The 14,114-nt window shown below is 71.2% G+C and carries 9 protein-coding genes and 1 pseudogene; 5 read left to right on the top strand and 5 right to left on the bottom strand.

Annotated features, from left to right (window positions below):
• The first annotated feature begins 6 nt into the window (after positions 1-6).
• Positions 7-749, top strand: a pseudogene (locus ABD355_RS02735) (zinc-binding dehydrogenase).
• A 5-nt stretch (positions 750-754) separates the two neighbouring features.
• A complete protein-coding gene (locus tag ABD355_RS02730) occupies positions 755-1,627 on the top strand; it encodes a universal stress protein (RefSeq protein WP_344398390.1) in 873 nt (290 codons plus the stop codon).
• Between the two features lie 14 nt (positions 1,628-1,641).
• On the opposite strand, the gene ppk2 is transcribed toward ABD355_RS02730, so the two are convergent.
• Positions 1,642-2,445, bottom strand: a complete 804-nt coding sequence (gene ppk2 / locus ABD355_RS02725) for a polyphosphate kinase 2 (RefSeq protein ID WP_344398389.1) — start codon at positions 2,443-2,445, stop codon at positions 1,642-1,644.
• A 49-nt stretch (positions 2,446-2,494) separates the two neighbouring features.
• On the opposite strand from ppk2, the gene ABD355_RS02720 reads away from it, so the two are divergent.
• Both ABD355_RS02720 and ABD355_RS02715 read left to right on the top strand, forming a co-directional pair.
• The gene (locus ABD355_RS02720; protein ID WP_344398388.1) at positions 2,495-4,879 is read left to right on the top strand and encodes a phosphoketolase family protein; all 2,385 of its coding nucleotides are present in this window, start codon (positions 2,495-2,497) and stop codon (positions 4,877-4,879) included.
• Positions 4,880-5,022: 143 nt separating this feature from the next.
• Positions 5,023-5,616: an Rv1733c family protein gene (locus ABD355_RS02715; RefSeq protein WP_344398387.1), complete on the top strand. Its 594-nt coding sequence runs from the start codon at positions 5,023-5,025 to the stop codon at positions 5,614-5,616.
• 90 nt (positions 5,617-5,706) lie between these two features.
• On the opposite strand, the gene ABD355_RS02710 is transcribed toward ABD355_RS02715, so the two are convergent.
• From ABD355_RS02710 to ABD355_RS02695, 4 genes are all read right to left on the bottom strand, one after another.
• Positions 5,707-7,050 carry a S53 family peptidase gene (locus tag ABD355_RS02710; protein WP_344398385.1) on the bottom strand — a complete coding sequence of 448 codons (1,344 nt, stop codon included), beginning with the start codon at positions 7,048-7,050 and terminating at the stop codon, positions 5,707-5,709.
• 28 nt (positions 7,051-7,078) lie between these two features.
• Complete coding sequence (locus ABD355_RS02705) at positions 7,079-9,748, bottom strand: lectin (protein WP_344398383.1); 2,670 nt, start codon at positions 9,746-9,748, stop codon at positions 7,079-7,081.
• Entirely contained in the window at positions 9,741-10,808 is a 1,068-nt protein-coding gene (locus ABD355_RS02700) for a PI-PLC domain-containing protein (protein WP_344398382.1), read from the bottom strand. Before ABD355_RS02700 ends, ABD355_RS02705 begins: the two co-directional genes overlap by 8 nt.
• Positions 10,809-11,024: 216 nt before the next feature.
• Positions 11,025-12,092 carry a S1 family peptidase gene (locus ABD355_RS02695; RefSeq protein WP_344398381.1) on the bottom strand — a complete coding sequence of 356 codons (1,068 nt, stop codon included), beginning with the start codon at positions 12,090-12,092 and terminating at the stop codon, positions 11,025-11,027.
• 1,018 nt (positions 12,093-13,110) lie between these two features.
• Here ABD355_RS02695 and ABD355_RS02690 point away from each other — a divergent pair.
• Positions 13,111-14,019 carry an NAD-dependent protein deacetylase gene (locus ABD355_RS02690; protein ID WP_344398380.1) on the top strand — a complete coding sequence of 303 codons (909 nt, stop codon included), beginning with the start codon at positions 13,111-13,113 and terminating at the stop codon, positions 14,017-14,019.
• The last annotated feature ends 95 nt before the right edge of the window (positions 14,020-14,114 follow it).

The following is a 14,114-nucleotide window of genomic DNA, read 5'->3' as shown; positions in this document are numbered from 1 at the left end:
ACAACCATGAAGGCAGCAGTCGTACGGGCCCTCGGTGCCCCCTGGTCATCGAGGACCGGCCCGACCGCGGCCACGTCGAGAAGCTCGGCGACGGCGTCACCGATCCGAGCGTGGGGGAGCGGGTCGCCGTGCCGTGGCTCGGCAAGGCCTGCGGGCGGTGCGAGCACTGCCTGTCCGGCTGGGAGACGCTGTGCGAGCAGCAGATCGACACCGGGTACGGCTGCGACGGCGGATACGCGGAGAAGATGCCGGCCTGGGCCGACTTCGCGCAGCCGGTGCCCGAGGGCGTGGGCGCGGACGAGCCCGCCTCGCTGACCTGCGTCTCCGGCATCGGTGGCCTCGCCCTGGCCGTCCAGGACGCGAAGATCGCCGGCGCCACCGTCGCGGCCGCCGACGTCAGCCACGAGAAGCTCGAACCGGCCACCGAACTCCGCGTCGACCTCGTCATCGACGCCCGCAAACAGAACGTCGGCCAGGTGCTGCTCCGGCACGGCGGCGCCCACGCGGCGATCGCCTTGAACTCCGGGTTGCGGCGCGGCGGGAAGCTGGTGATGGTGGCTCTGCCGGCGCACGGCACCAGCCGGCTTTCGATCTCCGACACCGTTGTGAACGGCACCTCGGTGATCGGCTCGATCGTGGGCACCCGTCAGGACCTCGACGAGGCCTTCAGGGACCCCCAGCTCGTCGACGAGGTGCTGCGCGGCCATGCCGAGGCCCGCATCGTGTTCGACCTCTGCACGGAAAGGTGAAAACGATGGAACTCCCTCTGGTCGTGGGCGTGGACGGCTCCGAGCCGAGCCTGCGTGCCGTCGACTGGGCCGCCGACGAGGCTGTGCTGCACGGAGTGGAGCTGCGGGTCGTGTACGCCTCCCTGTGGGAGCGCTACGAGGGCACCTCCCTCGCCACGGACCTCGGCAAGCCCTCCGAGGCGGTGCTCGCCCAGGACGTCGTCGACCTCGGGTCCCGGAGGGCCCACGAGCGCCATCCGGACCTGAAGGTGACGCCGGTGGCACTGGCCGAGGAGCCCGAGTACGCCCTGGTGCACGAGGGGCGTCAGGCCTCCGCGCTGGTGATGGGCAGCCGTGGCCGCAGCGGCATCGCGGAGTTCCTGCTCGGTTCCGTCAGCCTGTCCGTGGCCGCGCACGCCGACTGCCCGGTGATCGTGTTGCGCGGCAACCACGACAAGCAGGCGGTGCCGGGCACCCACGGACGCATCGTCCTGGGCGTCGGCGAGGACGGTGCCGAGTCGTCGGCCGTGCGCTTCGCGGTCGACGAGGCGCGCCGCCGCGGGGCGCGTCTGGAGGCCGTACGGGCCTGGCGGTGCCCCGCGCACGAGAGCACCGACCATCCGCTGATGGCCGGGGAACCCGCCCGGCTGCACGAGGAGCGGGCCGTGGCCGCGCTGGAGGGTGCGCTGCGCGATGTCCCGGCGGACGCCGACGTGCACCGCCGCACCGTCGAGGGCCACGCCCGCAGGGTCCTGGCCGATCTCTCCCGCGACGCCGACCTGCTGGTCGTGGGGGCCAAGCGGCGCGAGGGACGCTTCGGGCTGCAGCTCGGCCGCGTCGCCCACGCGGTGCTGCACCACTCCGCCTGCCCGGTCGCCGTCGTACCGCAGCGGGCGTGAGCGCCGTGACGGGCTTACAGGGTCGCCGCGTGATCGGGGACGTACGTCTGCAGGTCACGGGGCGAGCGCTCGTAGCCGGTCGACTCCGGCCGGTCCGGCAGCTCAAGGACCGGCGGCGGTACGTCGTGATAGGGCAGGGAGTCCAGCAGATGGGCGATCATGTTCAGCCGTGCCCGGCGCTTGTCGTCGCTCTCCACGACGAACCACGGCGCCTCGGTGATGTCGGTGTGCACCATCATCTCGTCCTTGGCCCGGGAGTACGCCTCCCAGCGGGTGATCGACTCCAGGTCCATCGGCGACAGCTTCCAGCGCCGCAGCGGATCCTCCAGCCGGCGCCGGAAGCGCTCCTGCTGCTCGGTGTCGCTCACCGAGAACCAGTACTTGCGCAGCACGATCCCGGCCTCCACCAGCATCCGCTCGAAGATCGGGCACTGCCGCAGGAAGAGCTGGTACTCCTCCTTGGTGCAGAAGCCCATCACATGCTCGACCCCGGCCCGGTTGTACCAGGACCGGTCGAACAGCACGATCTCCCCGGCGGCCGGCAGATGCTCGACGTACCGCTGGAAGTACCACTGGGTGCGTTGGCGCTCGGTCGGCTTCGGGAGGGCCGCGATCCGGGCGACACGGGGGTTGAGGTGTTCGGTGACCCGCTTGATGGTGCCGCCCTTGCCGGCCGCGTCCCGTCCCTCGAAGACGATGACGAGGCGTGCGCCCTCCGCACGTACCCACTCCTGTAGCTTCACCAACTCCGTCTGCAGGCGCAGCAGTTCCTTCTCATACGTCTTGCGCGGCACCTTCGCCGCCTTCTTGTCGGCCATGCCGCCTCCACCGCCCCGTTGACCACGCCGATGACTTCCGGAGTGCCCGATGACCAAGGTCGAACACCAGAACAGCAGCACCGTACTGACCGACGACGAACTGCGCACCCTGGACGCGCACTGGCGTGCCGCCAACTACCTTTCCGCCGGACAGATCTACCTCATGGCCAACCCGCTGCTGCGTGAACCGCTGCTGCCGGAGCACATCAAGCCGCGGCTGCTCGGCCACTGGGGCACCTCGCCCGGTCTGAATCTCGTCTACACCCACCTCAACCGTGTCATCAAGGCCCGCGACATCGACGCCCTGTGCATCTGGGGCCCGGGCCACGGCGGACCGTCCGTGCTGGCCAACTCCTGGCTGGAGGGCAGCTACAGCCAGACGTATCCGGACGTCGGCCGGGACGGGGCCGGCATGGAGCGTCTGTTCCGTCAGTTCTCCTTCCCCGGCGGCGTGCCGAGCCATGTGGCGCCGGAGACCCCCGGCTCCATCCATGAGGGCGGTGAACTGGGCTACTCGCTCTCGCACGCCTACGGCGCGGCCCTGGACAACCCGGACCTGCTGGTCGCCTGTGTGATCGGCGACGGCGAGGCGGAGACCGGACCGCTGGCCGCCTCCTGGCACTCCAACAAGTTCCTCGACCCGGTCCACGACGGGGCCGTGCTGCCGATCCTCCACCTCAACGGCTACAAGATTGCCAACCCGACGGTGCTCGCGCGTCTGCCCGAGCACGAGCTCGACGAGCTGCTGCGCGGGTACGGCCATTCGCCGATCCACGTCAGCGGCGACGACCCGGCCACCGTGCACCGCGCGATGGCGCAGGCGATGGACGACGCGCTGGACCGCATCGGCGCGCTGCAGGAGTCGGCCCGCGAGGCCGGCGTGGGCGAGCGCTCGCATTGGCCGGTGATCGTGCTGCGCACCCCCAAGGGCTGGACCGGGCCCGCCGAGGTCGACGGAGTGCCGGTCGAGGGCACCTGGCGCGCCCATCAGGTCCCGCTGGCCGGCGTACGCGAGAACCCGGAGCACCTGCGGCAGCTGGAGGCGTGGCTGCGCTCGTACCACCCGGAGGAGCTGTTCGACGCCGACGGCCGGCCGGTCGCCGACGCCCTCGCCTGCATTCCCGAGGGGACCAGGCGTCTGGGCGCCACCCCGCACGCCAACGGCGGCCTGCTCCTGCGCGACCTGCCCGTCCCGTCCCTCGACCGGTTCGCCGTGCCCGTCGACAAGCCGGGAACGACCCTCCACGAGCCCACCCGGGTCCTCGGCGACCTTCTGGAAAAGGTCATGGAGGACACCTCGGCCCGCCGCGACTTCCGGATCGTGGGCCCCGACGAGACCGCCTCCAACCGGCTGCAGGCCGTTTTCGACGCCAGCGGAAAGGCCTGGCAGGCCCAGCACTTCCCGGTCGACGAGCACCTCGACCGGCACGGCCGCGTGATGGAGATCCTCTCCGAACACACCTGCCAGGGCTGGCTGGAGGGCTATCTGCTCACCGGCAGGCACGGACTGTTCTCCTGCTACGAGGCCTTCGTGCACATCGTCGACTCGATGGTCAACCAGCACATCAAGTGGCTGAAGACGTCCAGGCAGCTTCCCTGGCGCGCCCCGATCGCCTCCCTCAACTACCTGCTGACCTCGCACGTGTGGCGCCAGGACCACAACGGCTTCTCCCATCAGGACCCCGGCTTCGTCGACCACGTCCTCAACAAGAGCCCCGAGGTCGTACGGGTCTACCTGCCGCCGGACGCCAACACGCTGCTGTCCGTCGCCGACCACGCACTGCACAGTCGCGACTACGTCAATGTGATCGTGGCCGGCAAGCAGCCCTGCTTCGACTGGCTGTCCATGGACCGGGCCCGCGCCCACTGCGCCCGCGGAGCAGGCATCTGGGAGTGGGCGGGCACCGAGAACGGCGGGGAACCGGACGTCGTCCTCGCCTGCGCCGGAGACGTCCCCACCCAGGAAGTGCTCGCCGCCGCCCAGCTGCTCCGCCGCCATCTGCCCGACCTCGCGGTCCGCGTGGTCAACGTCGTCGACATGGCCCGCCTGATGCCGCGCGAGGAGCACCCGCACGGCATGAGCGACTTCGAGTACGACGGCCTGTTCACCGAGGACAAGCCGGTGATCTTCGCCTACCACGGCTACCCGTGGCTGATCCACCGCCTCGCCTACCGGCGCTCCGGCCACAAGCACCTGCATGTGCGCGGCTACAAGGAGTCCGGCACCACGACCACGCCGTTCGACATGGTCGTCCGCAACGACCTGGACCGCTATCGGCTGGTCATGGACGTCATCGACCGTGTGCCCGGACTGGCGGTGCGCGCGGCGGCCGTACGCCAGCGCATGGAGGACGCGCGCATGCGCCACCACGACTGGATCCGCATCCACGGCACCGACCTGCCGGAGGTCGCGGAGTGGACCTGGAGCGGCTGAGCGGGGATTTCTCGGCGGGGGACCGACCGGCTCCGGCGGGGGACCGACCGGCTCGTGCGTTCCCGGCTGCCGTGACGGAGGCTGGAAGAAGGCGACGTCCCTCCGGGAGATCTTCGAGTCGACAGACAAGGGGGTGTCGGGCCATGGCACTGACGCGTCCCACCCCGGTGAAGAAGGTGCGGTTCTGGCGGTGGCGGCACAGTCCGCTGCGTCGGCACAGCGACGTCATGGAGGCCTGGATCGTCCTGGCCACCTGGACCATCGCCCTGGTGGGCGGCCTGCTCGCGGGCGCTGCGGCGGACGTGGCCATGCAGGACAGCCTTGCCGCACGACGCGCTGCCGTGCACGCCGTGTCGGCCGAGCTCACCCGGAACGCGGACAGCACCGCGAACGTGTCGACCGACGGTGGGGCCACGGTCTGGGGGACGGTGCGCTGGACGGCCGCCGACGGGACGACGCACACGGGTCTTGCACGGGTGGCCCCGAGCAGCACCGCCGGCACCCCGGTCATCGTGTGGGTCGACGGCCGGGGCGCGCTGACCACCCGGCCTCCCACCGAGGGGAATGCGCGCGGGCAGTCGGCGCTGACAGGTGCGCTGGCCGCGGCCGGTGCCGCCGGCGTGGTCCTGGGCGGCGGACGGCTCACCCGGCAACGCCTCGACCGGCGGCGCATGCGCGCCTGGGAGACCGAGTGGGAGCGCGTCGGCCCCCAGTGGCGGAAGAAGATGAACGGATGACCGACGACCCGTGCCGGTCCGGCTGGTCACAGGTCCCGGAAGGGACCGGGGAGACCTGCCGCCCGAGTCCTCGGGCGGCAGCCCCTCGGGTCAGCGCCGTCCGGCCAGAGCATGGACGAGTTTCGTCGCGTCCACCGTCCCCAGGCCCGTCGCCTGGTCGTACCCCGGCCCCGCCGTGAAGCCGCCCGCGCCCGTGCTGCCGGTCGTGACGTCCACCAGGCCGGTGCCCGGGTGGCCGTAGAGGCGGTACAGGAGGCCGTCGACCTGGCCCAGGCGGTGGCCGGCGAGCTGGTCGGCGAGGGCCACGACGGCGGCGAAGAGGGGGGACGACTCGCTGGTGCCGTTGCCGCCCGCCGTCCAGCCGGTGCGGGTCGGGTCGTAGGACGAGTAGAGCCACAGCGCGCCGTCCGGGGATGCCGCCATGCTGATGTCCGGCGTGCCGCGGTGCGGGCCCACCACCGAGGCGACCGGGTTCTGGTAGGCGGGGCGGGAGAAGACCTTGGAGTGGTCGCCGCCGCTTCCCGACCAGGCTGCGTCCGGCTTCAGACGGTTGCCCGTGTCGTCCAGGTAGAGCTCGGTGCCGCCGACCGCGGTGACGAGGGGGTCGCCTGCGGGCCAGGCCGCATCCACCCGGCCCGCGTGACCGCCGCCGTCACCGGAGCTGGCGGTGAGGGTGACGCCGTACCGGGCGGCCGCCTGGAAGCCGTAGCGCAGGGTCGTGAGGCTGGTGTGGTCGCCGAGGTCGAAGCCGGGGAAGCGGGCCTCGCTGGTGGCCCAGCTCATGGAGACGACGTCGCCCTTGCCCTCCTTCGCCAGGTGGTTGATGGCGCTCTGCATCTCGGGGATGCCCACCGGGCCCTCGGTCTCCGAGACGCCGGTCTCGACGAGGACGATGCGCGCGCCCGGCGCCACCGCGTGGGCGGCCTCGACGTCGAGGGTGGTCTCGTCGGCCCAGCCGTTCATGTCCGCGTCGGTGGGATCGAAGGCCGGGACGTCGCCCCACTTCAGCACGTCGACCTGGGTGTCGGGCAGCCCCCACTGCTTGTCGAAGACCTCCAGGTCGTGCTGGATGGTGGGGGAGCCGAAGGAGTCGGTGATGACGATCGTGCGGCCCCTGCCGGTGATGCCCTCGGCGTACAGGGGCGAAAGGTCGTACGCCCTCTCGTACTGGAGCGGGGAGTAGCAGCCGCGGTGGATCTGCTTGCGGCACTCGCTGGTGCTCACCGGGCTGCTGAACACCGGGTTCAGCGCCTGCTGCCCGAGGACGCTCTGCGGTGACCGTACGGTGCGGGTCGAGGCAGCCGACGCCGCCGGGGCCGTACCGCCGGGTGCGCCCGAGCCCGGGAGGACCGCGAGGGCGAGGGCCGACAGGGCGGCCGCGGTCGTGGTGAGCAGGGCACGGCGCCGTAACGAGGTGACCATGACAGATCTCATGAGGAACCTTTCCACTGGAGGGGCAGGGTCACGCGGACGACGGGACCGTCCATCGCTGGCCGGCGCTGCCCGCGCAGGCCGCGATCGTCAACTGTGTCTTGATGGTGGCGCCGTTGCTCGCATCGGTGAGACAGAGGCCGGAGGCCGGGTTGACGATCTCGCCCGACGCGTCCTTCTGCCACTGCTCGGCCTGGGTGCCGTTGCAGGTGTGCAGCTGGACCTTCGTGCCGGCGGTGGTCGCGCCGTTCGTCACGTCCATGCAGTCGTTCAGCACCTGCAGGGTGCCGTCGGGGACGACCTTCCAGGTCTGCGCGGAGGTGCCGTTGCAGGTGTAGATCTGGATGGCGGTGCCGTTCGAGGTGCCCGAGCCGGCGTCGTCCACGCACTTGCCGGTGGCGGTCTCGGTGATCGGGCCGCTGGGCTGGGCGACTCCGGTGCCCGGGGTGCCGTCGTAGGAGGGAGGCGGGCTCGTCGCGGCCCAGGCGGTGTTCGCCGACGAGGAGAGCGTGAAGTCCAGTTCCGTGGAGCCGGTGAGGTACGACGCCGGGACGTACGCCTTGTTCCAGGACCCGCCGTTGAGGGTGAGTGACTGGACGTAGGGCGAACCGTCCGCCGCCGCGGGGGCGTTGACGGTCAGCGTGTGTCCGCTGCCCGTCGTGACGACCGCCGAGGTGAACATCGGGCTGCCGATGGCGAGGTCGGCGGTGCCGGGGATCTCCGGGTAGAGACCGAGCGCCGACCACACGTACCAGGCGCTCATCTCGCCGAGGTCGTCGTTGCCGGGCAGCCCGCCCGCGGCGTTCGTCCAGAGCTGGTCCTGGACGGCCCGTACCGTCGACTGCGCCTTGTACGGCTCGCCGACCCAGTCGTACTCCCAGGGCAGGCCGATGCTCGGCTCGTTGCCCATGTTGGACTGGGTGCCGATGACGCTGCCCAGGCCCTGGAAGCCGCTGAGCACGCTGTCCAGGTACGACGCCATCGACGCGTTGCCGCCTTCCAGGGACGCCAGCTTGGCGAGGTTGAAGGGGATCATCGGGGTGTAGGTGAAGGCGTCGCCCTCGGCGAAGTCGTTGGACGAGGTGCCGGTGATCAGCTTGGCGTTGAAGCCGTCCATCCAGCGGCCGTTGGAGTGCTGGGGCTGGATGTAGCCGGAGGACGAGTTGTAGATGTTCTCCCAGTCCTGCGCCCGGTCCTGGAACTTCTTCTGCGTGGCGCTGTCGCCGAGCGCGCCCGCGAAGGCCGACAGCGCGAAGTCGTCGGTGTCGTACTCCAGTTGGGTGGAGACCGTGGCGTACTCGTGACAGCAGCCGTAGAGCGAGTTGGTGGGCAGGTAGCCGAAGGAGTCGAGGTAGGTCACACCGGGGGTGACGTCGGTGTTCGTGGTCTGTTCCTTGACCATCGCGGACAGGGCGGTCGCCGTGTCGAAGTTGCGGGCGCCGAAGGCGTGGTAGGCGGCGAGCAGCGGTACGGCGGAGTCGCCGACCATGATGTGCGTCTCGGCGGTCTCCATGCCCCACTTGGTGAGGGTGCCGCCCTGCTGGTAGTCGTCGATGACGGACTGCGCCATGTCGGAGGCGGCCGACGGGTCGAGCAGCGCGGTGAGCTGGGCCTGGGAGCGGTAGGTGTCCCAGGTGGAGAAGTCGGCGTACTTCGCCGTGTGACCGCTGCCGACCGTGTGGACAGCGTTGTCGAAGCCCCGGTACGAGCCGTCCGCGTCGCTGATGACGGACGGGAACAGGGAGGCGTGGTAGAGCGCGGTGTAGAAGACCGTCCGCTGGTCGGAGGTGCCGCCGGTGACGGCGACCTTCGACAGCGCGGTGCTCCACGCGGACACCGCGGCCGACTTGACGGCCGCGAAGGTCTTCCCGGTCACCTCGGCGTCCCGGTTGGCCGCGGCCTCGGCGACCGAGGTGTAGGAGATGCCGACGCGGGCCTCGACCGTCCTGCCGTTCGTGGTGTCGAAGGTCAGGTACTCACCGCCGCTGAAGGTGCCGGAGGCGGTGAAAGGATGGTCGAAGGTGATCGCGTAGTGGAGCGTGATCGGGGTGTTGTCCTCGCAGAAGCCAGTGCTGGTGATCGACCCGGTCACCGTGTTCCCGCCGCTCAGGGTGAGCGTCGAGGAGGTGTACGGCGTCTGGGTGTTCTGCACCTTGAGGAGGAGGTTCGCCTGGGTGGAGGACGGGAAGGTGAACCGGCCGATCCCTGCGCGCGTGGTGGTCGTCAGCGCTGCACTCGTGCCGTTGCCCAGACTGACGGAGTAACTGCCCGGCGAAGCCTGCTCGTCGGAGTGCGAGAAGGACTCCGTCGTGGACGCGGGGTCCGAGCCGAGCGCGCCCACGACGGGCAGGATCGGCAGGTCCCCCGCCGCGTCGCAGCCGACGCCGGAGACATGGGTGAGGCTGAAGCCGGAGATCGCCGAGTCGGCGTAGTTGTAGCCGCCGCCCTTGGGACGTGATGTGGTGTCGGGGGACCACTGGAGCATGCCGTGCGGCGCGTCGGCCCCGGGGAAGGTGTTCCCGGCGCTGAAGTCGCCGTTGCCGCCGGTGCCGATGTAGGGGTTGACCGACGACACGGGGTCGGCCGTGGCGGCCACCGCCCCAGCCGCGCCGGCCAGTTGGCCGGACACGGCGAGGGCGAGTGCCGCGGCACCCGTGGTCAGGGTCCGCAGGAGCGCGCGGGGGCGCCTGGTCTCAGCCACGGGCCGGCACGTCGCTGAGGACGCCGTTTGCCGGGGCGGTGATCCAGTCGGTGGAGATGTACGAGGCTCCGTCGGCGGCGAGCATGGCGACCCGGGCCCGGGCGTCGGCGAGCGACGGCGCGGAGGAACTCAGCGCGGGCGAGACGTCGTAGGCATCGGTGACGACCTGCAGGTAGTGGTTGGCGTTGTACCACTCGGTGTTGCCGTCGCCGACCCAGGCGGCGGCGTCCGCGTCGAACACCACGAACCAGGGGCGCAGCGTGGTGTCGCTGTAGCGGGTGCGCGGGTCGACGGCCTGGGCGCCGAGGACGCTGGGGAAGACCGCCGCCTGGCTGATGTTCCCCGCGGCGGCGAGGTCCTTGAGGTGCTGGGCGTAGACCACGTCCGACCACGAGGAGGCGGGGCTGACGGCTTGCTCGAAGGTGCCGGGGATGATCTCCACGATCGCGCGGCCCGCGAGCGAGCCGTAGGCGGCCCAGTTGTTGGCGCGGGCGGCGGTGTCGAGGTCCGCGTACTTCGTGCCGTCGCTCTTGGTGAGCAGGTCGGCGGGGGTGTAGAGGACGCTGCCGAGGTGCGCCTTGACGTAGCTGTCGAACTCGGTCGGGTTCATGCCGAGGGTGTCGTAGAACCCGTTCTTCATCTCGATCTTGACCATGAGCGGGTGGCTCGTGGGGTGGGCCTGCAGCCAGATCCGGATGTCGTCGAGGCAGCTGTCGAGGTTCTGGTTGCGGTCGCCGGTGTAGAGGTCGGCGGCCGTGGACGCCTGGACGCAGTTGTTGTTGCTGCCCAGCGGGTTGCTGTGGCTCACGTCCCACTTGCCGTTGAACACGTTGTGCCAGGTGTCGAGTTCGACCAGCGAGGTGCCGGTGTCCAGCGCGTTCGCCAGGTAGGTGTACGTGGACTTGTCGTCGTACGTGTTGTGGATGCCGGTCCCGGACACACCGGCCAGCGTCTGCCCGCCCAGATCGGCGGCGTGTGCGGTGGGCGACGCCACCGCACCGAGCAGCAGGGTCACGGCCGTCAGGAGCGCGGCGCGGATTCTTCGGCGAATCATGGGCATGCCAGACCCTTTCGTGATGCTCGGGGGACGGGCGGAGCCTAGAGGTGCGGGATGGACGTCCGCTACGCCTTGGTGACAAATTGCCGTCGCGAGCCTGAATCCCTGGAGAGAAAAGGGAGTTGGGCGGTTGACAAGCCCGCACCGCTGGTCGTACCGGCCGCATCCGCGAGGTGACCGCTCACCGAAGTGAGCGGCCACCCAAGGGAGTTGGGGCGGCTACGGAATCGTTGCGCCTTCCGCGCTGAGCGCCGCCGTCACCGGCTGGAAGAACGTCTCGCCGCCGGAGCTGCAGTCGCCGCTGCCGCCCGAGGTGAGGCCGATCGCGGAGGCGCCGTCGAAGAGGGCGCCGCCGCTGTCGCCGGGCTCGGCGCAGACGTCCGTGTCGATCAGGCCGGAGACGGAGCCCTCCGAGTAGTTCACGGTGGCGTCGAGGCCGGTGACCGAGCCGCTGTGCAGACCGCTGGTGCTGCCGCTGCGCTGGACCGACTCACCGACGTAGGCGTCGGCGGCGCCGGTGATCTGCTGGGTGCTCCCGTCGTACAGGTCGACCTCGCTGGCGGGCGAGGCGCCGGCGTCGTCGTACTGCACGAGGGCGTAGTCGGTGCCGGGGAACTGGGAGTCGACGGTCTGGCCGATCTCGCCGCCGCCCTGGGAGTCGGACCAGGTCGAGGAGGCGTTGCCGCAGTGTCCGGCGGTGAGGAAGTAGGGGGCGCCGTTCACGGTGACGTTGAATCCGAGGGAGCAGCGCACCGAGCTGCCCCAGATGGCGTCCCCGCCGGCCACGAGCGGCTTGAAGGCGGTGGCCGCGTGGCGCAGGACGGCCTTGCCGCCGAGCGCCTTGAGCGCCGCGTTCAGCCGGGTGCGCTTCGCTCCGGTGACGGTGGGGTCGGCGGTGACCACGACCTTGTCCTGCCGGGGGTCGATCGACCAGGCGGTGCCTGCGATCCGGGCCTGCTTGGCCAATGTGGCGACGGCGGAGTGCAGTTGGGCCGTGGAGTAGGGCACGAGTCTGGGGACGGCTCCGGCGGCCAGGACCTGCCGGGTCGCCGACCGGTCGGTGATGTCGACGACCATCCGCCGGGAGGCGGCGTCGTAGTAGGAACCGGCGGCGCGGTCGCCGAGCCGGGCGGCGAGGGCGGCTGCGGCCCTCGCCTGGTGGGCCGGAGCGGCGGGTGCGGCGGTGGCCGCGCCGGCGCCCGGCAGCAGTACGGCGGTGGCGGCGAGGGCCGCCGCGGCGGTGCCCGCGAGGGTGAGGCGGGCGGTGGATGTCGGACGGTTCGTCACGAGTGAGCCTCCTGAGGGGGGCGTCCCGCCCGCTGGGCAGGCAGGACCGGAGGGATCGGGGAGGGCATGGAGCCGGCTTGATTTGCTGGCGTGACCATGCCAGCTGAAGCGTCGATGAGTGTTGCCATGCACCGCCCGCCCCCACAAGGCACCTTTCCGGCCGCGCGGTTGAGGTGCGCGGGTAATCCAACTCCCCGGGGCACAGGGCAGATCAGCCGCCATGACCAGGGAAGCGACACTGCGCGATGGCCATCGCACCCGGCATGCGGCCACTCGGTACGTCCGCCCGGCTGGCCGGTAGGCAGCGGTCCCGTTCGTTTTCCGGACCGGCTGTTCTGGCGCCGGACGCGCTGAGCGCGCAGGTCAGGCCACTTTCGGTCAACTGTGCTTCGCGGAAGTGAAAAAACGTGGCAATGCCGGTTCGAGGCCGCGGCGAGGGGGTCGGCACGCCGTCGGCGATCACCTCGCGACGACGGCGCCATGGCCGCCGTACGCCCACCGACTTCCCGTCCTCCAGCCCGGACACGCCGGCCTGCGACGGGAGCCGGCGGAAGGCGACCGGCCGCCGGGGGATCAGCGACGTGTACGAGCTGCCGACCCGGCGGTCCGCCGCCGGTGCCCGATGGGCCCGAGGGCGACGGAAGGTGATGGCCGCCCACAGCGGAGTGGCCACTGTCCGGGTCGGTGTCGCCGGCCACCTCCGACGCACCACATTCCGCGTAGCCGGTGCGGCCTCGGCCACCGCCTCGGCCCGGTCCAGCCGCTGCCGTACGGCGGGGCGAGCCCTGGTCGGACCGTGCCCGGCTTCCAGGACCTCACGCGGCGGAGCAACGTCGGCTACCCGGCCGCCCCCGGACGGTGTACGGATCTCGGAACCTCGCACGTGCGACCCTCCGGGAGCGCCTGCGCGGCGGCAGCTGACCGTTCGGACCGCCGCTCACCGCCCGGGGAACCAGTGTCACCGGTCGGCGCGCCTTGGCGCCGCGGCATCGGTCGCAGGGTTTCGTACCCTGGCGCCATGCGCATGCGCCCCACCCTGAGCTGGACCCCCTCCGAGGACCCGCCGCCGAGTACGACGGACCTGCGGCCGGTCGTCGACGCGCTGGCTGCCGGTCGGGTACTGGTGCTCAGCGGTGCGGGCATCTCCACCGAGTCGGGCATCCCCGACTACCGAGGTGAGGGCGGCAGCCTGAGCCGGCACACCCCGATGCTCTACCAGGACTTCACCGACAGCGCGCACGCGCGGCGGCGGTACTGGGCACGCAGTCACCTCGGCTGGCGGGCCTTCGGCCGGGCGAGGCCGAACGCCGGGCACCGGGCGGTGGCCGCGTTCGGGCGGCACGCGATGCTCTCCGGCATGATCACCCAGAACGTGGACGGGCTGCATCAGGCCGCAGGCAGCGAGGGCGTCGTCGAGCTCCACGGCGGGCTCGACCGGGTGGTCTGCCTCGGGTGCGGCGTCCTCATCGCGCGCAGGGAGCTCGCCCGACGACTGGAGGAGGCCAATCCCGCTTTCGCGCCGGTTGCCGCCGGTATGAACCCTGATGGTGACGCCGACCTCACCGACGACCAGGTCGCAGACTTCCACGTCGTGCCCTGCGCACTCTGTGGCGGGGTCCTCAAGCCGGACGTGGTGTTCTTCGGTGAGGCGGTGTCGCGCCACCGGGTCGAACAGTGCCGCGACCTCGTCCAAGCGGCGGACTCACTACTCGTCCTCGGATCCTCGCTGACAGTGATGTCCGGACTGCGGTTCGTCCGCCAGGCCGCGCAGGCCGGGAAACCGGTGCTCATCATCAACCGGGACGTGACCCGCGGCGACCGGTACGCCGTCACCCGGGTCGACCTACCGCTCGGAGCGGCCCTCACCACGGTGGCAGACCGACTGGGCGTTTCCGTCGATGACGACGAGGCGGCGGTCGGGGCCTGAGTCCGCGCCGGCAACGGCTGATCGGCATCTGGCACCCGGCCCAGCAGCGTGCGTCCAGGGCAGGACGTGGGCCGGGGCCGGGCCGCGCGGGCAGC

This window comes from Streptomyces longisporus (genome assembly GCF_039532765.1).
In the GTDB taxonomy this organism is placed as follows: Bacteria; Actinomycetota; Actinomycetes; order Streptomycetales; family Streptomycetaceae; genus Streptomyces; species Streptomyces longisporus.
This window is presented reverse-complemented; position numbering and strand designations above follow the sequence as displayed.

Excerpts from the sequence above, each read along its gene's own strand:
- ABD355_RS02715 (WP_344398387.1), top strand. The coding sequence starts at position 5,023 with ATGGCACTGACGCGTCCCACCCCGGTGAAGAAGGTGCGGTTCTGGCGG.
- ABD355_RS02730 (WP_344398390.1), top strand. The coding sequence starts at position 755 with ATGGAACTCCCTCTGGTCGTGGGCGTGGACGGCTCCGAGCCGAGCCTG.
- ABD355_RS02690 (WP_344398380.1), top strand. The coding sequence starts at position 13,111 with ATGCGCATGCGCCCCACCCTGAGCTGGACCCCCTCCGAGGACCCGCCG.
- ABD355_RS02710 (WP_344398385.1), bottom strand. The coding sequence starts at position 7,050 with ATGAGATCTGTCATGGTCACCTCGTTACGGCGCCGTGCCCTGCTCACC.
- ppk2 (WP_344398389.1), bottom strand. The coding sequence starts at position 2,445 with ATGGCCGACAAGAAGGCGGCGAAGGTGCCGCGCAAGACGTATGAGAAG.
- ABD355_RS02700 (WP_344398382.1), bottom strand. The coding sequence starts at position 10,808 with ATGCCCATGATTCGCCGAAGAATCCGCGCCGCGCTCCTGACGGCCGTG.
- ABD355_RS02720 (WP_344398388.1), top strand. The coding sequence starts at position 2,495 with ATGACCAAGGTCGAACACCAGAACAGCAGCACCGTACTGACCGACGAC.